This window comes from Gorillibacterium timonense (genome assembly GCF_001457415.1).
GTDB classification, from domain to species: Bacteria; Bacillota; Bacilli; order Paenibacillales; family NBRC-103111; genus Gorillibacterium; species Gorillibacterium timonense.
Window position 1 is genome coordinate 852,629 of record NZ_LN881723.1, and the last position, 21,874, is coordinate 874,502.

18 protein-coding genes are annotated in these 21,874 nt (G+C 55.3%); 8 read left to right on the forward strand and 10 right to left on the reverse strand.

The window, feature by feature from the left end; all coding sequences use genetic code 11:
- Positions 1–21 precede the first annotated feature (21 nt).
- The 5 genes from BN2684_RS11515 to BN2684_RS11530 all read left to right on the forward strand — a co-directional run bounded on the left by BN2684_RS11515 (position 22) and on the right by BN2684_RS11530 (position 5,392).
- Complete coding sequence (locus tag BN2684_RS11515) at positions 22–1,590, forward strand: nitrogenase component 1 (protein WP_058302291.1); 1,569 nt, start codon at positions 22–24, stop codon at positions 1,588–1,590.
- 22 nt (positions 1,591–1,612) lie between these two features.
- Positions 1,613–2,818: an ABC transporter permease gene (locus BN2684_RS11520; protein WP_187385767.1), complete on the forward strand. Its 1,206-nt coding sequence runs from the start codon at positions 1,613–1,615 to the stop codon at positions 2,816–2,818.
- Positions 2,812–3,672: an ABC transporter ATP-binding protein gene (locus BN2684_RS11525; RefSeq protein WP_234340221.1), complete on the forward strand. Its 861-nt coding sequence runs from the start codon at positions 2,812–2,814 to the stop codon at positions 3,670–3,672. Before BN2684_RS11520 ends, BN2684_RS11525 begins: the two co-directional genes overlap by 7 nt.
- The gene (locus BN2684_RS24515; RefSeq protein WP_148449949.1) at positions 3,669–4,046 is read left to right on the forward strand and encodes a hypothetical protein; all 378 of its coding nucleotides are present in this window, start codon (positions 3,669–3,671) and stop codon (positions 4,044–4,046) included. Before BN2684_RS11525 ends, BN2684_RS24515 begins: the two co-directional genes overlap by 4 nt.
- 203 nt (positions 4,047–4,249) lie before the next feature.
- Positions 4,250–5,392: an ABC transporter substrate-binding protein gene (locus BN2684_RS11530; protein ID WP_058302292.1), complete on the forward strand. Its 1,143-nt coding sequence runs from the start codon at positions 4,250–4,252 to the stop codon at positions 5,390–5,392.
- 95 nt (positions 5,393–5,487) lie between these two features.
- Here the strand turns inward: BN2684_RS11530 and BN2684_RS11535 are convergent, their stop codons facing one another.
- The 8 genes from BN2684_RS11535 to BN2684_RS11570 all read right to left on the reverse strand — a co-directional run bounded on the left by BN2684_RS11535 (position 5,488) and on the right by BN2684_RS11570 (position 17,954).
- Positions 5,488–7,506: an alpha-glucuronidase family glycosyl hydrolase gene (locus BN2684_RS11535; protein ID WP_058302293.1), complete on the reverse strand. Its 2,019-nt coding sequence runs from the start codon at positions 7,504–7,506 to the stop codon at positions 5,488–5,490.
- A 77-nt stretch (positions 7,507–7,583) separates the two neighbouring features.
- Positions 7,584–8,603, reverse strand: coding sequence for an endo-1,4-beta-xylanase (locus tag BN2684_RS11540; RefSeq protein ID WP_058302294.1), 1,020 nt, complete (start codon positions 8,601–8,603; stop codon positions 7,584–7,586).
- Positions 8,600–10,729, reverse strand: a complete 2,130-nt coding sequence (locus BN2684_RS11545; RefSeq protein ID WP_058302295.1) for a glycoside hydrolase family 52 protein — start codon at positions 10,727–10,729, stop codon at positions 8,600–8,602. The genes BN2684_RS11540 and BN2684_RS11545 overlap by 4 nt, the downstream gene beginning before the upstream one ends.
- Positions 10,726–11,664: a carbohydrate ABC transporter permease gene (locus BN2684_RS11550; RefSeq protein ID WP_058302296.1), complete on the reverse strand. Its 939-nt coding sequence runs from the start codon at positions 11,662–11,664 to the stop codon at positions 10,726–10,728. Before BN2684_RS11550 ends, BN2684_RS11545 begins: the two co-directional genes overlap by 4 nt.
- A 15-nt stretch (positions 11,665–11,679) precedes the next feature.
- Complete coding sequence (locus BN2684_RS11555) at positions 11,680–12,543, reverse strand: ABC transporter permease (RefSeq protein WP_082651938.1); 864 nt, start codon at positions 12,541–12,543, stop codon at positions 11,680–11,682.
- A 212-nt stretch (positions 12,544–12,755) separates the two neighbouring features.
- Positions 12,756–14,480: an ABC transporter substrate-binding protein gene (locus BN2684_RS11560; RefSeq protein ID WP_058302297.1), complete on the reverse strand. Its 1,725-nt coding sequence runs from the start codon at positions 14,478–14,480 to the stop codon at positions 12,756–12,758.
- 106 nt (positions 14,481–14,586) lie between these two features.
- Complete coding sequence (locus tag BN2684_RS11565) at positions 14,587–16,332, reverse strand: sensor histidine kinase (protein WP_058302298.1); 1,746 nt, start codon at positions 16,330–16,332, stop codon at positions 14,587–14,589.
- Positions 16,333–16,349: 17 nt separating this feature from the next.
- The gene (locus BN2684_RS11570) at positions 16,350–17,954 is read right to left on the reverse strand and encodes a response regulator transcription factor (RefSeq protein WP_082651899.1); all 1,605 of its coding nucleotides are present in this window, start codon (positions 17,952–17,954) and stop codon (positions 16,350–16,352) included.
- Between the two features lie 207 nt (positions 17,955–18,161).
- Here BN2684_RS11570 and BN2684_RS11575 point away from each other — a divergent pair, with 207 nt between their 5' ends.
- The 3 genes from BN2684_RS11575 (at position 18,162) to BN2684_RS11585 (ending at position 20,873) form a co-directional block, all read left to right on the forward strand.
- Complete coding sequence (locus BN2684_RS11575) at positions 18,162–18,839, forward strand: GntR family transcriptional regulator (protein ID WP_058302299.1); 678 nt, start codon at positions 18,162–18,164, stop codon at positions 18,837–18,839.
- Between the two features lie 70 nt (positions 18,840–18,909).
- The gene (gene uxuA / locus BN2684_RS11580) at positions 18,910–20,001 is read left to right on the forward strand and encodes a mannonate dehydratase (protein WP_058302300.1); all 1,092 of its coding nucleotides are present in this window, start codon (positions 18,910–18,912) and stop codon (positions 19,999–20,001) included.
- Positions 19,998–20,873: an SDR family oxidoreductase gene (locus BN2684_RS11585; protein WP_058302301.1), complete on the forward strand. Its 876-nt coding sequence runs from the start codon at positions 19,998–20,000 to the stop codon at positions 20,871–20,873. Before uxuA ends, BN2684_RS11585 begins: the two co-directional genes overlap by 4 nt.
- Positions 20,874–21,013: 140 nt before the next feature.
- On the opposite strand, the gene BN2684_RS11590 is transcribed toward BN2684_RS11585, so the two are convergent.
- The gene (locus tag BN2684_RS11590) at positions 21,014–21,238 is read right to left on the reverse strand and encodes a helix-turn-helix domain-containing protein (RefSeq protein ID WP_058302302.1); all 225 of its coding nucleotides are present in this window, start codon (positions 21,236–21,238) and stop codon (positions 21,014–21,016) included.
- 258 nt (positions 21,239–21,496) lie between these two features.
- Complete coding sequence (locus BN2684_RS11595) at positions 21,497–21,781, reverse strand: hypothetical protein (protein ID WP_058302303.1); 285 nt, start codon at positions 21,779–21,781, stop codon at positions 21,497–21,499.
- Positions 21,782–21,874: the final 93 nt, after the last annotated feature.

Here is a 21,874-nt window from a genome sequence, read left to right on the forward strand (position 1 = left end):
CGATAAGGAGTGATTTCCACCATGGATTATCTCGATCAAAAAGCTCCGCCGATCCGCGAAGACCGGCTCGCCGCTTGCGGAGCATATGGAGGCTCCTGCTGCGATCTGTCCGGCCAGTCGAAGAAAGGCGGCTGCCTGTTCAACACGAAGCGCACCTTCTCGCAGACCCAAGGCTGCCAGCTCAGCCTGAGCCTCGGCATGGTCGCCTCCATGCGCGATTCCGTCGTCATCGTGCACAGTCCGGGCGGCTGCGGGGCGAACATGCTGCAGATGGCCGGCATCAACAAGGTGTTCCAACAACTGCGCAGCACCTCGGCGCGCGGACTGCGCTGGATCAACACCAATCTCGACGAGGTGGACGTTATCCAGGGCGGAGAGAAGAAGCTCCGCGAAGCCGTTCTTCTCGCCGAGAAGGAATTCCGTCCGGAAGCGATCCTCGTGATGAATTCCTGCGTGCCAGCTCTCATCGGCGACGATATCGACAGCGTATTGGATGACTTGCAGCGGCAGGTGAACGCGAGAATCGTGCCGATTCACTGCGAGGGCTTCCGGACCAAGATCCAGGCGACGGCGTATGATGCCGTCTATCACGGAATTCTTCGCAATCTGGTCGGCGAAGACAAACGGAAAGCCGAACTTCCTGTTTCAGTACGAGGCGAAGATCCACTGGTGGAGGCCGAACGGCAAGCCAGGATCAGCCGCACCGTCAACCTGCTCAATGTCGGCTCCATGAGCCGGCTGGACGAGGTGGAACTGGTCCGCATCCTGAATGCCCTGGATTTGAACGTGCGGATTCTCCCCTGCTTCAGCCATCCAGACGATTTCGCCGACTCGTACGAGGCAGCTCTCAACGTCAGCATTTGCGCGACCCATGACGACTATTTCGTAGAGCATTTCCTGGAGAAATACAACGTTCCTTTCGTCCTCCGCACCATTCCCATCGGAATCGCCAACACGAACAAATGGATTCGCGACATCGCCTCCTTCTTTGGCATCGAGGAGCGGGCCGAACGGTTCATCGCGGCGGAGACTCGGGAGTTGAACGAAGCTCTTGAGCCTTATCGGCGTCAGCTCAGCGGCAAAAAGGTGTTTCTCACCGGCGGCGAAATCCGCATCATGACCACAGCCGAGCTGCTTCACAACCTCGGAATGGAAGTGATCGGGCTTAGGGGATACCATTTTGACAAATTCGGGGAAATCCTGCTCGATGAGTTCCTGGAGGACGTACCGGAAGCGAAGGAAGCCGTCTTCAACATTGGGGCGGGCCAAGTATTTGAGCAGGCTAATCTCCTCAATCGGCTGCAGCCGGATCTGTTTGTAGGGCATAACGGCTGCAACAGCTCCGCCGCCAAGCAGGGCTTTCCGATCTTCCCGCTGTTTGGGCAAAGCAACGATTATCTCGGCTATCAAGGCGTCTTCGAAGTCGCGACCCGCGTTGCCCGAATGATGAGAAATCCGGCGTACAACGTCAATTTGGGCCATAATACCAAGTTACCTTATCGACAATCCTGGTATTCAGAAAATCCCTTCCATTATATCGATCAGGCCGCTCTTCTGGAGGAAGATTCCCCTTCCGCCCAGTTCGCCTGATCGGAGAAAGGAGCAAGAAGACATGGGCAACTCGAAGTCTCCCCTGTTTGTTCCCGCCGAAGCGGCGGCCGGAGCGGCCCGTTCGAGTCATTCAACAGAGACGACGGCTGGTTCAGTCGAAGATCTTCACTTGGCTGACTTAACGGAAACGATTCCCTTGGAAGAGAGAACGAAAGCCGTCAAGGATAACCCCGGCAAACGACCATCCTCTCTTCAGTCCGTGAGCGTGAAGGAGCTCGATGAAGCGGAAGAAGCGTTCGCCCGGCCGGCTCAGTTGACCCGCCTGCAGACCTGGCGGTCCTGGTTGCCTCCTCTGGCTGCCGCCGCCGCGCTCTTGGTTCACCTGCTGCTGCCGTCGAAGAGCATCTTCGTGCCAGAGCATCCTTACTTTCTGTACTTTTTGATTCTGGTCGGAGCGATCACCCTGGGGCTTGCGGTTACGGACACGGTGCGCCGCAAACCAACGTCCTCTTATCGCCATCAATCGCTTTTTCTGGCGGTCGCCATCACCTTCCTAAATGTGCTCAATGCTTTCACGCTCAAGACTACTCTGCTTCCGGCCCTGTATTTTCCGCCGCTCGATAAGATTCTCGCGGTGATCGTCGAGGATTCCGGCTTCCTTGCAACCTGCATCGGCCATTCCGCCAAGCTCCTCTTCACCGGATTCTTCTTCGGAGCCTTAGCCGGACTGGCAACAGGGATCAGCGTCGGCTTCAGCCGAAAATGGGCGTATTGGATCAATCCGATCATCAAAGCGCTCGGTCCAATTCCTGCAACCGCCTGGATTCCGGTCGTACTGGTCGTCTTTCCGACCAGCTATTCCGCCAGTGTCTTCATGATCGCGTTCGCTGTATGGTTTCCGACGACCGTCATGACAAGCAGCGGCGTATCGAATGTGCAAAATTCCTATTTTGAGGTATCCAGCACGCTTGGCGCCAGCTCCCGCTATCAAATTTTCCGCGTCGGGGTTCCCGCCGCCATGCCGAGCATGTTCATCGGCATCTTCAATGGAGCTTGCGCTTCCTTCATCGCCCTCATGACGGCGGAGATGCTTGGTGTCAAATACGGGATCGGCTGGTACATCAACTGGCAGAAGGAGATGCTTGCTTACGCAAACGTCTATGCCGGACTGCTGCTCATCGCCATTAGCTTCTCCGTGCTCATCACCCTGCTGTTCAAGTTCCGCGACCGCGTGCTTCTCTGGCAAAAGGGAGTGATCAAATGGTAGTTCGGGATATTGCTAACAAATCCGCCGCAAAGATCGCTACCATGGGCGAGCTCTCCAGCCAAAGCGGGTCAGCCGTACAAGGTGAAATCCTCATCCGCGATGTGAAAAAGACGTTCGTCCAGCCGTCTGGAGAGACGATCACCGCACTCAGCCGGGTGAACACGACGATCCGGCCGGGAGAGTTCGTCACTCTGATCGGTCCCTCCGGCTGCGGCAAATCCACGCTGCTGCGGTTGATCGCCGGCTTGCTTCAGCCGGATGAAGGAACGCTCACGTTGGACGAGAGTCCCATCCAGGCTCCCCACTTCGAACGCGGCCTCGTCTTTCAGGATCCGACTCTCTTCCCTTGGCTCACGGTCGAAGACAATGTGGCCTTCGGGCTGAAAGCACGAGGGATCTACAAGAAGAAGAAAGGAGAGGTGCAAACGTTCCTCGGCCTGGTTGGGCTGGGAGGCTTCGGCAAGTCGTATCCTCACCAGCTGTCGGGAGGGATGGCTCAGCGAGCGTCTCTCGCCCGAGCGCTGATCAATCATCCGAAGGTGCTTCTGCTGGATGAACCGTTCGGTGCGCTCGACGCCTTCACCCGCATGAACATGCAGGAAGAGCTGCTCCGCATCTGGAAGGAGCGCGGTACCACCATGGTCATGGTCACCCATGATGTGGACGAAGCCATCTATTTGTCAGACCGCATCCTCGTCATGACCACCCGGCCCGCAAAGATCGAGACCTCCATCACCGTGGAGCTCGCCCGCCCACGAGCAAGAGGAAACCCAGAATTCCTGCAGCTTCGTTCACGCATTCTGGAAATTCTCGATTTTGCCGGCAAAGTGGAAGAACCGGCTTACTACTTATGAGCACGGCCCAGTGGCATAAGCCTACTCAAAGGGTCCGTAAGTCGGCTGTCATCTGCCTCGTTCTGACTTTGGTCGCAGCCGCAGTCGGTCTCTCCGGCTGCGGCCCAAAGAAAGCAACAGACACAAGTTCAAACGGGCATCATCCTGCCGTTACAGCCTCGCCCGGTACCTCTTCTTCGGAAGGATCCTTCGGATCGGCGATCCGTTCTACCGATCCAACGAGTGGGCTGTTCACTTCATTGCCGGATGCCAGCTCAGCCGATTCCAGCGATTCGACGGGCTCCTCTTCCGCAGATGCCGCCCATTCCAGCCCTTCTACCGACAGTCATTCTGCTGGTGCTGCCGCTGCGACGGAGAAAGAAGATTGCCACTGATAAACCTGCTGCCAAGTTTGTCTGCGAGAGGTACCGGCGAGATACGCCGGCAAGTGTAAGCTGTTTGCCTGAGCTAGTATCCAGGCCCGGCCAATCATTTCGAAAACATCTTAGGGGGGTACTCGCTTTTCCCACATTTTCGCTTTCACGCATTCCCGCTTTCTAGCTTTTTTCATCCAAAAATACCAAGGAGTGATTCGCCAGTGACAGACAAGAAAGTCAAGCGAGCGCGCAAAATCCGCAAAGCGGCTACCCTCGGCCTCGCCTTAACCCTGCTTGCCTCCGGCCTCGCCGGATGCGCTCAAAGCTCCAAAACCTCATCCTCCGCAGCTCCTTCCGCTTCGGCGAGCAGTTCGGCGTCACCCGCCGCCTCACCATCCGCCTCGGCGGGGCAAGCCACCAACGTTGCGGCGAAAGCGGACGATTATGTCCTGCAGATCGGCTTTGGCGGCGGGCTGTGCGAAGCCGCTCTGCATATTGCCATCGAGAAAGGGTTCTTCGCCGAGGAAGGACTGAAGTACACGACGACCAAGGTGGACTCCACCACTTCGCTTGAGCTCATCTCCACTAAGAAGATCGATGCCAGCTTCGGACTGCTCGCCAAAATGATCCAGCCGATCGAGAATGGCCTCGATATCCAATTCGTCACCGGCGTCCATACCGGGTGCATACGCATCTTGGTTCCTGCGGGCAGCCCGATCAAGAGCCTGGCCGACCTGAAGGGCAAACGCATCGGCGTTCCCGGTCTCGCTTCAAGTCCTGCTGTAGTCGCCCGCCGCGCCCTGGCGAAAGTCGGGGTCGGCGTCACCGAGAAGAATATGGAAGTCGAACTCGTCAACTATACGGCGGCCGATCTGCCGCTAGCCCTGAAGAACGGAGCTGTGGACGCCATCGCTCACAGCGATCCCCAAGCCGTTGTCGCCGAGAAGGATCAGAACCTGACGGAGCTCTTGAATACCGCCACAGATCCCTTCTTCAAGAACGAATACTGCTGCGTGGCGTACCTTCGCCGGGACATCATTCAAGACCATCCGGAAGCGGCCGCAAAGTATGCTCGCGCCATCCAAAAGGCAGCGCATTGGGTTGCCGAGCATCCCGATGAAGCCGCTCAAATCCAAATCGACAAGAAATGGGTTCCGGGAGATCCGAAGCTGAACGGTGAAGTGCTCGCCACCTACGACTTCCGTCCGTCCGGGAGCGGCGCAAAGGATGCCCTCGCCGTCACCGCCAAGGATCTGCAAAGCCTCGGGCTGCTGAAGGAAACGACCAGCATCGACCAGTTGGTGGAACACAGCTATATTCATCTTGAGGGAGTCGAAGATAATCAGGTTCAGTTGAACAAGTAATCGTTCTGAGTTAGCTGTGTTGGGCAAACCGAATGAAGCTTCCACCTCTGCGCCTAGTCAGAGGTAGAAGCTTCTCTTTTGTCTTTTACCATGCGCTAATAGATCGTTCGTCCCTCAACATCGGCTATTCCCGATTTCCGGTAAAAGTACGTGTTGATCACGTCCCGCCACTGCTCCGCATGCTCAGCCTGTTCCTCCAGCCGTCCCGCAATTTGCCGAAACCGCTCTTCATCGATTCGACCTTCAAGCGCAGCCCACTCTTCACACAGGCGATATGCATCGGCAGCTCCCTTGAAATGGGTGTCATAGATATGCTGGATCACCGTCTTGCCTGATTTCAGCACATGGCGGTAAGGTACGTGATGGAAGAAGAGCAGCAGTTCATCCGGGCAAGTTTCGAGCGATTCGTAGCGATCCGCGTTCTCCCTTTTATACTGGGCCGTGTATCCTGTTCCGGTTGCTCGTGTTCGATCCACGCCGATTCCATCCCGGTCGGCAAAATGATAAGTCCCCCATCGGGAATATTCGTAGCCGTCCACATCCGGACCGTAATGCGTATGAGGGGTCACCATCCAGCCCACCCCAAGCGGCGCTGTATAGCTTTCATAGATTGGCCAAGATTTAAGAAGGATGCGGCATACGGCCGCGACCGTCTCTTCATCGCTCCCAAAGGTCAGTCGGCACCATTCCAAGGCGATCTCCTCGGAGGTCAACTCCGGGTTCCAGATCAACCGTCCGTAGCCGTACAGATTCGCCTGAGCGAGAAGATGTCCGGTCCAGTTCTCATCCATCCCGATGTTGGAGACGGCTGCGATCCCGCTGTGCTTCATACCGAAGAGAGAGCCGCTTACGATCTCCTTAACCGTTGAACCAGGTCCGCATGCGAAGCTGTCGAAGTCAAGCACTTCCTTCCACTGGGGAACGAGAAAGCAGACATGGCGCTGCTGGCCCGTATATTCCTGCGCAATCTGGAACTCCAGAACCTGATTCGTCCGGGCAAGCCCGCCGAACAGCGGAGACACCGGCTCGCGCACCTGGAAATCCATCGGCCCGTTCTTGATTTGCAGCAGCACGTTGTCGCGGAAACGCCCGTCGAGCGGCGTGAAATGGTCATACGCCGCCCGCGCGCGATCGGTCGAGCGGTCGCGCCAGTCCTGCATGCAGTTGTACACGAAGCAGCGCCAGATCACGAGCCCGCCGTGCGGCAAGAGAGCGTCGGCCAGCAGATTGGCTCCGTCCGCATGATCGCGGCCATAGGCAAACGGTCCCGGACGGTGCTCTGAATCAGCCTTCACCAGGACCCCGCCGAAGTCGGGAATATGACGGTACACCGTTTCCGCCGTTTCCCGCCACCAACGGATCACGCCTTCATCGAGCGGATCGGCGGTCGGCAAGCCTCCGATCTGCAGCGGCGCGGCAAAGTTCACGCTCAGAAACAGACGGATCCCATAAGCGCGGAGAATGTCCGCAACTTTCGCGACGTCCGGAAGCCCTTCCTCGGTTATGAAGCGAGTTTCCGTTTCGTGAACGTTGACATTGTTGATGGAGATGGCGTTGATCCCGACCGATGCGAGCAGCCGGGCGTAATCTCGAATTCGTCCGAAACGGCCTGCAAATCTGCCTTTCTCATAAAAAATGGAACGCCCCGCATAGCCCCGTTCTACCGTACCGTCCGCATTATCCCATTGATTGATCATCCGCAGCCGGTTCTTCGGCTCTTCCCGCAAATCGATGTCTTCCGGGCGGATCCCGGCGGAGATTAAACGGCGGAGATGATAGATGCCGTACAAGATGCCGGTCTCCGATCCGCCGGCCAGTTCAAGCACATCGCGTTCACCCGTCCGAAGATGCCGGAGCCGGAAGCCTTCGAAATTCAGAACCTCCGGGTATATCCGAATTCGCAGATGCAGCCCTTCCGGCTCCCGCTCGGCATGGCTGCCTTTAAAATCCAGCAAATCCCGGCAGAGGGCCTCCCATTCTCGAAGAGCCGTATCCAAAACAGCGGTAACCGGCTCTTCCAGCCATACGGTTCCGATAAGGCTGCGCCAGGCATCGCGCAGGCTCGCTTCCTCAATGGGCTCATGTTGAAGCCACGCGTAATATGAGGTATTCACTCGTGTTGGCCCCTCCTTGACGCTTGATGCTTGATTCGTCCCGTTCCCTTTCCCGTGCCTTGTCTCTATCCCTGCTTTCAATCGGCTGCCGCAAACGCCCCGGCGATCCGGTGAAAGGCAGGCTTCTGTTGATGGCGCTCATCGAACAAAAAGGGCCAATTTTTACGTCCTCTAACCGGAAAATCGTCAAGCCACGTGTAATCGTCCGCCGCTCCCCAGAACGTCACGGAATCAATGGAAGCCCGGTATTCCTGTAGCAGGCGGAAGATCGCCTCATACCGCTCGGCCTGCAGCTCCAGCAGCTCGGCCGGAGGGCTCGTCAGGTCCGTTCGCCTGTCGTCGAAGCGAAACAACGAGAGATCCAGCTCCGTCAGTTGAAGCCTGAGCCCAAGGGAAGCGTATTTCTCGATGGCGGCACGGATGTCGTCGAGTCCCGGATCATAAAGATTCCAGTGAGCCTGCAAGCCAACCCCATGAATCGGCACCCCTTGCTCCAAGAGGGAGCGAAGCAGCGCGACTATCTTATCCCGCTTGTGCGGGTGCGATTCGTTGTAATCGTTGTAGAACAGGAGCGCATTCGGATCAGCTTCATGAGCGTATCGGAACGCTTCCGCAATGAACTCGGTTCCCGCGATCTCCGTCCACAACGATGAGCGCAATCGCGATTCCCCTTCATCCGCTATGGCTTCATTAACGACATCCCAGGCATAGATGTCGTTCTTGTATCTCTTTACGACCGTGTCGATATGAGCCTTCAACCGACTGAACAAGGTCGCTTTGTCCACCAACTCACCCGACTTGCTCCGAAACAGCCAGTCGCTGGTCTGGTTATGCCACACCAGCGTATGCCCGCGCATCTTCATTCCATGTTTGCGGGCGAAGTCGGCGAGCCGGTCCGCATCCCCGAAGGTATAGCGGTCTTCCTCCGGATGCACGTTGATGAATTTCATTTCATTTTCTGCGGTAATGCAGTTGAAGTGACGGGTTAGCAGGTTTTCCTGGGTACCAATCGTTCGCGGATTCACCGCCGCCCCGATGAGAAAATCATCTTCAAACAGCTCCTTCAGCGCTCGTGCTTGATCCGTGTCCCTATTCATCGCTCAACCTCCGATTCATCCAGCCACAGGATTGCGGTCACCCCGCGCGGATAGTATTTGCTGCCGGCTATCTCTCCGGCGATGATCTGATCGCTCCAGCTCCAGACCGACAGTGACTCGTGCGTCAGCCACTTGACATGTGCGCGGTCCGCCGCTGCTCCGGCAGCCTCCCAATGAAAGCCGAGCAAGTGGCGGGCGATGAACTGGCAGAGGTAGATCTTGCTGAGCCAGGAATTGTTGCTGGTTGAGGAGAGCTTCCAGCCTCCGTCAGGGAACAAACAGACACCCTCCTTCAGAACCGCCTGCACATGCTGCTTGAGCCCTTGAAGATAACGGCCATAGCGCCCATTCTCGTCCAGCGCCTCCCGGCAGCCGGCATAATACGGGAAGACGAGTCCTTCGATAGCCGGAATGATCCGGGAGTCGTTGCCTTCTCCCATTACCGCCGGAATGAAGCCCTCTGCCGTCTGATAGGACAGGATGGTCGCAGCGCATTTTTCCGCCTGCCCGCCTGCAGCATTGGAGAGCTCCGACTTGCCATTCTCGCGGAACAGCTTCTCTAGTGCGACGTAAGCGGCCCAGCATTTCCCGGCAAGATACAGATTGTTGCGGGCTTGCCCGAGCGAGACATCCAAGCTGTCATAGGTCGTGATCTCCGCTCCGCCCATCGCCCGCGTGCTATCCAGTCCCATAACGCCATTGCGCTTGCTAGATTCGGGATGATCCCGGTTCATCATGCTGGTTAGACATTCGGCCAGAATGTCAAGATTCCCTGCCAGCCACTGCCGATCTCCCGTTTGTTCGGTATAAACGGCGGCGCAGAGCACCCAGTTCACAAGCTGCTCATGCGTCATGTGGGAGAAACAGCCGTCCAAGCCGTACAGCTCATAGGAAGAGAAGCCCGGACGCGAAAAGGTATTGGCCACGCCCATATCATGAGTGAAGCTGATGCCGCCAGGATATTCCTTCTCCTCGCCGGGAAATCGAACGCGATCCTCATACTTGTACCGCGCGGAGAATCGATCGAGCTCATTGCGCACCGTCCACGGATTCAGCTTCAGCTCGAAGAACAGCTGATCCACCGTCAGGTCGAAGGTGTTCATCATGCGGTATTCGCCTTCATTGACCACCCAGAACGGCTCGCCCTCCAGCTCCAGCAGCTGAGTGGAGCCGTAGTAGCTGCGGATGGCATGGGCCAGCTGGAATTTCTGATCGTCCGATAGCGCTGCATCGTCCACCAGCCGGTTGCTGTCCTGCGCCAGCCGGATCAGCCTGCCGCTCTCCCGGTTCGCATATTCGCCTACCTCTTCCAGATTGCGGAAGAGTCGGGTGTAATAATACGACGCATCCGCTCCCGCCGTCACGATTCCTCCGCGGTAAAAGCAGACGGCGAACCGGTACGTCCTCTTCTCGCCTGCCGGCACATCCATGATGAGAGAGCCGAGTGTGCCGAGCCCGAAGGTCCAGTTCTCCTCCCGCTCGCTCAGCAGGATGTCCTCCATGCTGAAATGAAGTGCGGAGCGTACCTCGGGGTCATCCGTGACGAGCGAGGTCAACCGGCCTTGACCGACCCCAGCCAAGCGGCTCGTATCATCTAACCGGCGCATGGAGCTGTAGGGATCGCTGCCTTCATAACCGAAGAAAGCGCGCCGCGATCGGCTTCCGAGACGGTTGTCCACAGTCAGCTCGGCGATGACGGCGGGAACGAGAGCCTCTCGAAGCTCCTCCTCGTTCGCCGCGGCCGGATCAGGCACTCCCCGGACCGGGGAATAGATCGTAAACGTCAGGTCACCCGCCGTCCACGAATCCGTGGAGAGCCGGAAATCCCGCTTAATCGCTTCCTTCGGAAACGGCACGATGATCACCGGCTTTTCCTGATTCGGGTCCGGGTTCTCCACATCGTAGCGTGAAGCTTCATCGCCTTGGGACGCAAAGAACGGCAGCGCTTCATAGAGACCGCCTTCCGGTGTCTCCACCCCGATGTACACATTCCTCCGGGGGGAGCGGCCCAGCTCCAGATCAAGACCGCCGCCTGCTCCCGGGAAGCCTAAGGTGAGGCTGGCAAAGGCTCCGATCGGAGAATGGTGGGCATTGAAGAATTTGTTCACAGGCGCTTCGATTATCATCCCTTCACCCCTCCCAGCGTCATGCCTTTCACGAAGTATTTTTGCAGAAATGGATAGACGAGAATGATCGGAACGCTGGCGACAATGGTCATGGTAGCTCTAATCGAGGTCGGCGTCACCCGATTCGCTCCGCTTTCCGAGGCCGCAAACTGACTGGCAAAGTCCTGTCCGGAATTCAAGGACGTATTGGAGTTCTGCAAGATTTTCATCAGCTCGTACTGCAGGGTGCTGAGCTCCTTGTAGGAGGAGTTGTACAAGAAGACGTCAAACCAGGAATTCCATTGGCCGACTGCACTAAACAGTGATACCGTGGCAAGAACAGGAACGCACAGAGGCAGCACGACCTTCAAGAAGGTGGCGAATTCGCCCGCTCCGTCGATCCGGGCCGATTCCAGAATGCCCTCCGGCAAGCCTTCGATGAAGGACCGGATAACGATGATATTGAACACGCCGATCAAGCCTGGAATGATATAGACGCTGAAGGAGCCGAGCATCCCGAGCTCGCGGATCAGGAGGAAGTTCGGAATAAGTCCGCCGCTAAAATACATCGTCAGGATGAACGCGATCGAGACGAACTTCCGCAGTACGTATTCGGGGCGACTGATCGTGTAAGCCACCATGGCGCAGCAGAAAACGGAAGTCACGGTTCCGATCAAGGTTCGCAGCACGGAGATCAAGGTCGCATGAAAGATGGTCGCCTCGTTAAACACGTAATGGTAATTCTCCCAAGTGAACGCTCGGGGCCACAGGTAGATTCCGCCCCTGACGGAATCGCTCGCCTCATTCAAGGATACCGCGAAGGTGTTAAGGAACGGATACAGGGTAAACGCCATGAGCAGGATCATGAAAATGATGTTCACTGTATCGAAGATCCGGTCCGAAGGAGCCTTGAACCGGGCATGCTGTTTGACCGCCATCGTTTTTGTCTTCGCCATAAGGCACTCTCCTCTCTAGAACAGCCGATCTTCGCCGAGTCTCTTCGCGATGTTGTTGGCGGAGAACAAGAGAATGAAGCTGACTACCGTCTTGAACATGCCCGCCGCAATGGAGAGCGAGAAGTTCCCCATTTGAATCCCATATTTGAGCACGAAAATATCGAGATTTTCGGAATAGTCCACGTTCATACCGTTGCCGAGCAGGTATTGAGGCTCGAATCCGGATTCCAACAGATTGCCGATGTTCATGATGAGCAAAATGATGAATACCGGCTTGAGGCCCGGAAGCGTCACATGCCAAATGCGCTGAAACCGTCCGGCTCCGTCGATCTCCGCCGCTTCATACTGCGCCTGGTCAATCGTAGTGATCGCGGCCAAATAGATGATCGTGTTCCAGCCGACATTCTTCCACACTTCAGATGCGCCGAGTATGCCCCAGAAGTACTTGCCCACTCCGAGCCACAGGATCGGCTCCTTGATGAGGCCGAGTCCGATCAACAGCTCATTGATAATGCCTCCGTCTGCTGAAAGGACGGTGGAGATGATGCTGGCCGCCACTACCCACGAAATAAAGTGAGGCAGGTAGCTGATCGTCTGAACGACCCGCTTGAAGGCGATATTTCTCAGCTCGTTGAGCAGGATGGCGAGCAGAATAGCCGTGAAGAACCCGAGCACCAGATTGATGAAGCTCATGGCGAGCGTATTGCGGAGAACGAGCAGGAAGTGTTCATCCTGGAACAGAAACTTGAAGTGCTTCCAGCCTACCCAATGCTGATCGAAGATCTTGCGGTTCGGCTTGAAGTCTTGAAAAGCGATGGTCCAGCCCCAAAGAGGCAAGTACTTGAAGATAAACAGCCAGATGAGAAAAGGCACCGACATGAATACGAGAGATTTTTGCTGAAGCAGCTTCTTAAAGAAGCCCTTTGATTGGCTTGAGCTGCGGGGCAGCTCTGCCGCTTGGGCGGGGTGAGCCGGAACGATCCTGCGCACAGTCCCATCTCCTTCCTATCTCTAGCCCGTATGGGGAGTGAGCTGAAGAGAGGGAGCCGGAAGCCCTTGATCTCCGAGCAACCGGCTCCTCCCTTTCCGCTTTATTTTTTGCCTTGGGCGTTTTCGATTTTCTTGGCGACTTCCGCCGTGATCAGGTCCTCGTAGACCTTGACGTCAAGCTTGTTGAAGGCGGTGTAGTACTCGTTCCAGATTCCATCAAATTCAGAAGGAGTCGCGAGCACGAGCTTCGGGAAGTACTTGCGCTGCAGATCGCCTTTCTTCTGAGTGAAAATTTGAGAAGGCGAGCCTTGATCGACCGGAATGCTCCAAGCCGGGTACCACGGGCGATCGTCCGGTGCCGAGAACAGTTGCGAGAAGGACTTGATCCCATACGCTTCAAGCAGCTTCTTATCGTTATCGGTGTAGGACATTTGCGCAACCTCCGCCTGACGGCCGGCGCCGACCGAGTTCCCGTCCGGGAGGCTGGAGCCGTTGCCGTAACGCGGCCAGTTGTATTCAAAATATTTGAGGCCGAAGGTTTCGCGGAACGATTCCGTAATGGTTTGAGCGACTTGCTCCTTCGTGCGGTACAAACGGCCCTTATCGTCTACGGAGTAGGTTTGGTCCTTGATGCCCCAGTTCGAGAGAACTTGGTTCTCGTCGGTGAGCAGGCTGTTGAAGAACTTGACGATCCGTTCCGGATCCTTGGCACTGACGGTTATCCCTACGCCACGGTTGTTAACGAAGGAGGGCGGGTCGAGGTATTGATCCTTCGTGTCCTTGTCATAGACGATGGGAAGTCCCATGTATTCGAGATCATCGTTGTTCGACTTCACGGCGTCTTCATGCAAGTTCGAGAGAGCCTGCCCGGCCTGCCAGCGATAGTCGAAGAAGCCGAGCACCTTACCGGAAGCGATCTTGGCGAGGTATTGGTCATAGTTATCTACGAAAGAGGATTTGTCGAACAGGCCTTCAGCGTTCAGCTTGTTGAGCTCTTGCAGGTAACGCTTGGTGATGTCGTCGTCGCCGTAATCGTTGGCCTTGTGGGTCTGCATATCGACGATCACGCCGCCATCGTTCGGATAACCAGCCAGATGCATCGGAGCGTTCGTGAAGGAGAAGAATTTGTCCTGGGTGGTGAGCGCCAGATAACCGGTCAAATTTTCTTCCGGGTGTTTCTTCACATAATCGCGGATCAGGTTCAAGTATTCGTCAAAGGTTTTGATTTTCGGATAACCTGCTTCCTTCAGCACCCGGCGTTGAATCCAGAAGGCTCCTTGATCAACGTTCGGAGCCGGGATGTATTCCCCTACAACGGCGCTAAGCGGAAGAAAGTAAATGTTGCCATCTGCAGCTTTCATCAGGTTGTAATAAGGTTCATAGACTCGTTTGATATTCGGCCCGTATTTATCGATCAGATCGTTCAACGGAATGAAGGCGCCTGCGCCGACCAGCTTATCAATGGAGTTGCCCGGAACGATGACGTCAGGATAGCTGTTGCTCGCAATGAACGTACCGACCTTCGTATTTTCATCGCCGACCAGATGCTCCATTTTGAAATTGACGCCGGTTTGATCTTCAAAGATTTTGCCGATCGTCGTTTCGTTCGTGTTCTTGTCTTTCCCCGCAGAAGCGTTAAAGTACGTGAACGTGACCTTCTCTTCCTTCTTCTCCTCCTTGCCGCTATCGGTTGCTGCAGCCGTGCTTGAGGTTGGCGAAGATTTCTTGTCCGAGTTGTCCGAGTTGTCCGAGTTTTTCGAGCATGCTCCAAGGAGGGATACCATCATAACTGCGCATAGGCAGCCGAGCCAAACCTTCCTCTTCATGTGAACGACCTTCCCCTTTCGTTCCTCGTGGTTTTGTAAGCACTTTCAGTATAGAAGATGGCCTGCGGATTGATTACCCGCCAATCTAAAGCCCTTACTTAGTAAATTACAGGTCTTGCCGCGGGATAAATAAGTCCACTCTCGTCCCCTCATTCGGGCGGCTCTCTACCGCAAGCTTGAACCGGTCGCCGTAAAAAAGCTTGAGTCGGTAGACGACATTCTGAATCCCGATCCGTTCCCCCATCTCGTCCTCCGTCTGCAAATAACGGTGAATCCGTTCGACCTGCTCAGCCGCCATGCCGACTCCATTATCTTTCACCGTGCAGACGAGCCCCTCATTCCGGACTCCGATGGTCACCTCGATGCAGCCGCCGGCCTTCCGCTTCTCAATGCCGTGGATGCTGGCATTCTCCACGAACGTCACGATGGCCATTTTCGGAATGACCTCTTCCAGAGTGTCCGCATCGGCTTGAACCCGATAGTTGATTTTGTCTCCGAAGCGGTATTTCTGGATTTCCAGGAAGCAGTGAACAAACTCCATTTCCTCCTGAACCGTCACCATGTCCCGTTTCCAAACGAGGGAATTGCGGAACAGCTTCGCCATGTTGTGAATGATATGGGAAGTCTCATCCTCATCCTTCATCAGGCTGCGCATCCGGATCGTCTCAAGGGCATTGAACAGAAAATGGGGGTTGATCTGGCTTTGCAAGGCGTTCAATTGGGCGTTGCGGCGCTCCAGCTCCAGATTGGCCCGCTGGATATCTGCGACATACACATCGTTGATCAGGCTCCTCAGCTCCAGGGTCATTCGGTTGAACTCTGCTGTGAGCTGGCCGATCTCATCCCGGTAGTCCGGCTCCTTGATTGTCTCGTAATGCTGGTTCTTGACCTTCTTCATATGCTTTAGAATGCGGACGAGGCGCGCGTTCATCGAACGGCTGATCCAGATGATGACCAGGGAAGGGAGTAGGAAATTCAAACAGCTCAACAGCACAATCAGCTTCTGCGATTGAGCAGAATCCCGCAGCACAACATCCTTCGGAATCTTCGCGACGAGCTTCCATTCATTCTGATCATTGGTGTAAAAGGCGCCCGTATCAAATTCCAGCCGGCGGTCCTCCTTCGCGGCGGTCTGGTAAGGAATCATCCCCTTGGTGGTATCGATGTTCGGATCGGTGGTAAACTCGATCTCACCTGCTTCGTTCAACAGATAGATGCTCCCTTGCACGTTCAGGTTGCCGAGGATTTTGTGAATGGTCGACATCCGTAAGTCGATCTTGAGAAATTTCTCATATTCGTTTTGCGGATAGTAGTAGTTCATGCGGCGAATGATGCTGAGCTTATCCATCCGTCCATCCGAGCCTGTGCGCATAATGACCGGCTGAGAGCGATCAACCTTAAGAATGGTTCGGTACCACTCTTGCTGCTTCACCGCCTCATCGATAAAGTAGATTCCCCCGGAGTATAAGAGCGTGGGATTATCGACGTACAGAGAGATTCCCTCGACCGAATTGTAGACAGGGCTTCCCGAATTCAAGATCCGTCGCAGGTAAGAATCATAGGCTCCAATGTAATCCGCAGGATGCTCGTAATCCGTGTCGATGATTTCATTCAGTAGATGGTCGGTGTAAAAGCCCGAGGAAATGTCGAGCGCATCTCCCACTTCTCGCTCGAATTCGTTCTTCATCTGGCTGAGGGCAAGCTGGACGTCCTGCATGCGCTGCTCCCTCACGCTGTCAGTCGTAGCCTTATAGATGTACAGATTGGTCAGAACAATCGGCAGAAAGACCGAGAGAAAATACATCAGCAGCATTTTGCCGCGCAGACGGACATTATTGATGCTAGGTTTCATCGATCGTTCTCTCCTACTCAAGCATCCTTTTTCAACCGATTGCGGTATTCGCTAGGGGTCAAGTGCTCCAGCTTCTCAAACTGAGTGACGAAATAATCGGCATTGCCGAAGCCGACCTGTTCTGCAACCTCATAAATCCTCCGATCCGTTTGACGGAGCAGCTTCTTGGCCGCGGCGATTCTCAGCTGCAGCAAATAATCGTTGAAGTAAACCCCATAGGTCTTCTTAAACAGCTGCCCCAAATAAACGGGATTGAGATAAAAGGCTCTGGCAATGCTCTTTAAGCTGATATTCTCTTGATAATGGGCATCGATGTAGGCACGGATTTTTTGAATCCCTCCATTGCCCTGTTCCTTGCGAAGCTCTGCCAAATAGAGGCTGCTCTCTTCGGCAAACTGGCGGAATAACCGCTTGAGCCCTCCGATGGTCAGGTTCTGATCGTGCCAGTTGAGCATGGGATGGAGCGTGCTCAGTGCTGACTTGTCCCCTTCCATGCCTTCCACGATCCGAAGCACTCCGATTACGCATTGATGGATCGCCATCTTGACCGCTTCCGGCGCGAACAGCTCTATGTGAAATGTGGCGAACATCCTTTCGATGGTATCGTCAAGCGGAGCAAGCTGCTGCTCCTCAAGCTTTTCGAGAAATTCATGATACAGAACTTCATTTATGGCGATGTAACTGAGAGGGGGGAGCGGCTTCTCCTCCTCCAAAATAACGAGACCGCTCTCCTCCTCGTGATATTTATAAAGGAGTGCTTCCTTCGCACTGCTATAAGAGTCCGCTAATCGAAGCAAGCCTTCAGCCGGCCTTCCGGCGTACAGGAAGATGCGTTCGTTTTCCTGCTCGGTCTGAAGCTTTATCCTTACCTTTTCGGCAAAGGTTCGCATACTTCCCCCGAATGATCCCAAGGACCGGGCCGGAAGCAGGATTCCGATGCGGTTTCGGTGTTCATGGAGGTAGAAGGTGAGGCAGCCATCTGTCATTTCCGCCAGCGCTTTTTCCACTCTCTGCTTAAAAGGCGGGATTTCATGGGCATTCTCCTTCTGTGAGCCTTCCTCCCTACCGAAAAGCTCCGCTGCATCGTTGTTCTCCGCAAACAAATAGTAAAGCGATTCATCCGTGTTCAGATGAAGCCGCTCTGCCCATATCCGCAGCGTTTCTTCATCCAATTCTTCCATAATAAGCGCTTCCACAAGTGCGCTGGGCAGCAATCTCGTTTCCCGCTCTTTATCCTGCTTTTGCTTCAGCAGACGGTCATTCAAGCGCCGAAGCGCTTCAGAAAATTCCTGTTCGTTGATCGGCTTAAGCAGGAAGTCCTGCACACCGTACCGCAGTGCTTGACGTGCATACTGAAAGTCATCATAGCCGCTGATGATCACAAAAAAAGGATGGGCCACCCCGTTTTCCTGGACCTGTCGAATCAGTTCCAGCCCATCCAGCACAGGCATGCGGATATCGGTAATCACCACATCAGGACGAACGCTTTCGATTAGCGCGAGTGCGTCCTCCCCGTCATCCGCTTCTTCCACCACGCGAAAGCCGCAGGCTTCCCAATCGATCAGCTTCATAAGCCCCTTGCGAGTGAACACTTCATCATCGACGAGAATGGCTCGATGCAAAAGTAACAGCTCCTTTCATGGCAAGCGTTTTCATATGGCATGTTCAGTTTAAATGCCCTGTTGAAAATAGAAAAGAGTCTCTGTTACCGATATCCGTCTTCCCTCGGATTCGTCCTACTAGTCGCATCAACCTTCACCGCGAAAATCTACAGTTCCATACTACCATACAAGTATGGTAGTATGGAACACAGGAAAGGAGGCGCTTCCATGAAAGATCCTCAGCTCAAGCAGCCGCTTGCGGCAGGAGCGCTGGTCTATGCATCTCTCAAAGAACAGATTGTCAATTTGACGCTTCCACCCGGAACTGCTTTGTCGGAGAAGGAGACGGCCCTCCAGTATCAGGTTAGCCGAACGCCGGTGCGGGAAAGCTTTGTTCGGCTGGCGCAGGAAGGGCTTGTCGTCGTGCTCCCCCAGCGGGGAACCCGGGTGTCCTTGATCGATTCCGAGCTGGTGGAGGAGGCGCGGTTCATGCGCGAGCAATTGGAGCGCGCGGTGATTCGCCTCGCTTGCGACCGGTTTCCAGAAGAGCTTCTGCTGCAATTGGATGCGAATCTGGAGGAACAGCGGCTCAGCATCCAGAAGCATGACAGCAAGCAAATGTTCGAGCTGGACGAGGAATTTCACCGACTTCTCTTCCAGGGCTGCCGCAAGCAGGGCACCTGGAATGTCATTCAGCAGATGAACGCTCATCTTAACCGATCCCGGATCCTTTGGCTCGCAAGTGACCCTGATTGGCTCAAGCTTTATGAGCATCACCATACGATGCTGAAGGCGATTCGCCTTCACGATGCGGATGGGGCGGAGCGCTTGATGCAGGAGCATCTTCGCCTCTCGATCTCGGATCTGCCGAAGCTGAAGGAACAGCATCCCGATTTCTTTCGGTAAGGTCGAGCCCATCGGATAATCAGACTCATCGTTTCGGAAGTCAATTCTCTCATAAGGTGGTGGCAGCTTCATGCGAATGGTATTCAGATGGTTCGGTGAAGGCAATGATACGGTTCCGCTGAAGCATATCCGGCAAATTCCCGGCGTGGAGGGTATTGTGTGGGCGCTGCATGATATCCCAGCCGGAGAAGAGTGGCCGATGGACCGGATTGTCGAGGTGGAACGCCAGGCGAAGGAATACGGCCTGCACCTGGACGTAGTGGAAAGCGTAAACGTACACGAGGACATCAAGCTGGGCTTGCCCACCCGGGATGTCTATATCGCGAATTACATCCGCACCATTGAAAAGCTGGCTCAGGTCGGCGTCAAGGTGATCTGCTACAATTTTATGCCGGTCTTCGACTGGGCACGCACCGATCTTTTCCATCAGGCTGAGGATGGCTCAACCGCGCTCTTTTTTGAGAAATCGAAAATTCACGGCATCGATCCGTTTGAGCTTGTCCGTACGATCAATGAGAACAGTACCCTGACGATGCCCGGCTGGGAGCCGGAGCGGCTCGCCCACCTCGCCCTTTTGTTCGAAGCGTACAAAACGATCACCGAGGAAGATCTTTGGGATAACCTGGCCTATTTCCTCCAGGCGGTCATTCCGGCTGCGGAGAAGAATGGCATTCAGATGGCGATCCATCCGGATGATCCGCCCTGGTCTATCTTCGGCCTGCCGCGTATCGTAACCAGCCAAGACAATCTCCGCCGGCTCCTCGGACTCTATGACAGCCCGGCGAACGCCATCACCCTCTGCACCGGCTCGCTCGGCGCCAATCCGAGCAATGACCTGATTGCCATCATTCAAGAGTTCCACAACCGCATCCCATTCACGCACATCCGCAACGTCCGCGTCTACGAGAACGGAGATTTTATCGAAACCTCACACCGGACACAGGACGGAACAGTTGACGTCTCCGGAGTGGTGAAAGCCTATCACGATAACGGCTTCACCGGATACTGCCGCCCTGATCACGGGCGTCATATCTGGGAGGAAGTATGCCGGCCGGGATACGGGCTGTATGACCGCGCGCTCGGCATCATGTATCTGTGGGGGCTGTGGGATGCCTACTGCAAAGCCTCCATCGAAGCCGAAAAGGAGAGTGTGGCATCATGAGTGAGCAAGGATTGCAGGTTCAACCGCTGCCGCTGCATCCGAAGCTTAAGGGCAAAACGGCCGTCATTACCGGTGGCTCCGGCGTCCTGTGCCGGGTCATGGCAATTGAGCTCGGACGCCAGGGAGTCCGCGTGGCGATCCTGAATCGGACGGCGGAGAAAGGGCAGTCTGTCGCCGACGAGATTGCGGTCGCAGGCGGCCAGGCCATCGCGATCGTATGCGATGTCACCGACATCGAGAGCGTCCGTGCCGCCGAGGCTGAGGTTCGCAAGGTATTCGGCCCCTGCGACATCCTGATCAACGGCGCAGGTGGCAACCGCAAGGATGCCAACACGACGAATGAAATCTATCGGCCAGAGGATACAGGATCGCCGGAATTGACCACCTTCTTCGGCCTCAGTATCCCTGGTTTCCGCAGCGTGTTCGATTTGAATTTCATCGGGACGCTGATCCCGACACAGGTTTTTACCGAGTCCATGCTGGGCCGCCCTGGGGCGGTGATTCTGAACGTCTCGTCGATGAGCTCGTTTGCACCGATGACCAAGGTTCCCGCATACAGCGCCGCCAAAGCCGCCATCAACAACTTCACCCAGTGGCTGTCGGTTCATCTGGCGGAATCCGGTATCCGGGTGAACGCGATCGCTCCCGGCTTTTTCATGACCGAGCAGAACCGCGAGCTGCTCACCAACGAGGACGGGTCGCTCACCGAGCGCTCCCGGAAGATCCTCACACATACCCCGATGCGGAGATTCGGCATCCCCGATGACCTGCTCGGAACCATGCTGTGGCTGGTCGATGAGCAAACCTCAGCGTTCGTAACCGGAGCCGTCATCCCCGTAGACGGCGGTTTTATGGCCTATTCCGGGGTCTGAGGAGGGCCGTCAAGGGTTCAAGTCTGCTACACCGTGGATGCTCCCCTTGCAAACGAAAATCCCCCGCTGTCGCCTCCGTTCCGGATAAGAGGCGCTTGGCGGGGGTATCGGGGTTGATGAGGATCGGATGACAAGGGAGGCTAGATTTTCAATTCCCCAAGCTTGATCAACTCGACAACCGCTTGCGAACGGCCTTTGACATTCAGCTTTTGCATCACGTTCGAAATATGATTACGGACGGTTTTCTCACTGATGAACAACTGCTGAGCGATATCTTTGGTCGTTTTGTCTTGGACGAGAAGTTCGAAAACTTCGCGCTCGCGGTGCGTCAATAAGAACTTGCTGTTGTGGTCGCTGCCTTTCAATTATGTCACCCCTCCTTGCTCGGGTTTTGGATGGTTTCAAGGAAAAGGATACAGTCAAACCATCTTATGAGAGCGCCAAAGTCTTGGTGCTGTATCCAAGAAAAATAGGCTGGATGCGGATTTCAACGCTTTTGCCAAGCTGTCGAAAAGGGAAGGATGCCCCTCGTTCACACGCTCCCGTCTTCTGCATCGGACACGCAAGCAGGGCGAAGACGAGCTCGCTCAGCTCGAATGGACCATGCTTAGAACGTTCTAGCTTTAGCGTTGTTCGTTCCACCTGTTCCATTCTCTAAATATGTCTTCTACCTGATCAGCCAGGGTAAGCTCCAATCGAGCCAAGCTGTCTAAATAGACGGTTAGATTTTTGGCGATCTCCATCCCGCGTTCTTTTTGCTCTGCGGTATCTTCTCCTGGCTGTCCGGTAAGTGTTCCGATCAGTCTAGCCGTCTGATCCGATAGCGGCTGCTCCACCGCCAAAAGATGGGCAAGCTTTGCCTGGGTTTTGGCAACATTCCGGATCATCTCGCTCACTTGCTTTTCCATTCAACCATCCACCTCCGTTAGGCTGAAATCGCACGTCCAATTGGTGCAGAAAGAAGCGGACGGTCTCCCGTTCGCCCCTTTCTGATGAGATAA

Excerpts from the sequence above, each read along its gene's own strand:
- BN2684_RS11515 (WP_058302291.1), top strand. The coding sequence starts at position 22 with ATGGATTATCTCGATCAAAAAGCTCCGCCGATCCGCGAAGACCGGCTC.
- BN2684_RS11520 (WP_187385767.1), top strand. The coding sequence starts at position 1,613 with ATGGGCAACTCGAAGTCTCCCCTGTTTGTTCCCGCCGAAGCGGCGGCC.
- BN2684_RS11525 (WP_234340221.1), top strand. The coding sequence starts at position 2,812 with ATGGTAGTTCGGGATATTGCTAACAAATCCGCCGCAAAGATCGCTACC.
- BN2684_RS24515 (WP_148449949.1), top strand. The coding sequence starts at position 3,669 with ATGAGCACGGCCCAGTGGCATAAGCCTACTCAAAGGGTCCGTAAGTCG.
- BN2684_RS11540 (WP_058302294.1), bottom strand. The coding sequence starts at position 8,603 with ATGAATAGGGACACGGATCAAGCACGAGCGCTGAAGGAGCTGTTTGAA.
- BN2684_RS11545 (WP_058302295.1), bottom strand. The coding sequence starts at position 10,729 with ATGATAATCGAAGCGCCTGTGAACAAATTCTTCAATGCCCACCATTCT.
- BN2684_RS11550 (WP_058302296.1), bottom strand. The coding sequence starts at position 11,664 with ATGGCGAAGACAAAAACGATGGCGGTCAAACAGCATGCCCGGTTCAAG.
- BN2684_RS11555 (WP_082651938.1), bottom strand. The coding sequence starts at position 12,543 with ATGTCGGTGCCTTTTCTCATCTGGCTGTTTATCTTCAAGTACTTGCCT.
- BN2684_RS11560 (WP_058302297.1), bottom strand. The coding sequence starts at position 14,480 with ATGAAGAGGAAGGTTTGGCTCGGCTGCCTATGCGCAGTTATGATGGTA.
- BN2684_RS11565 (WP_058302298.1), bottom strand. The coding sequence starts at position 16,332 with ATGAAACCTAGCATCAATAATGTCCGTCTGCGCGGCAAAATGCTGCTG.
- BN2684_RS11575 (WP_058302299.1), top strand. The coding sequence starts at position 18,162 with ATGAAAGATCCTCAGCTCAAGCAGCCGCTTGCGGCAGGAGCGCTGGTC.
- uxuA (WP_058302300.1), top strand. The coding sequence starts at position 18,910 with ATGCGAATGGTATTCAGATGGTTCGGTGAAGGCAATGATACGGTTCCG.
- BN2684_RS11585 (WP_058302301.1), top strand. The coding sequence starts at position 19,998 with ATGAGTGAGCAAGGATTGCAGGTTCAACCGCTGCCGCTGCATCCGAAG.
- BN2684_RS11595 (WP_058302303.1), bottom strand. The coding sequence starts at position 21,781 with ATGGAAAAGCAAGTGAGCGAGATGATCCGGAATGTTGCCAAAACCCAG.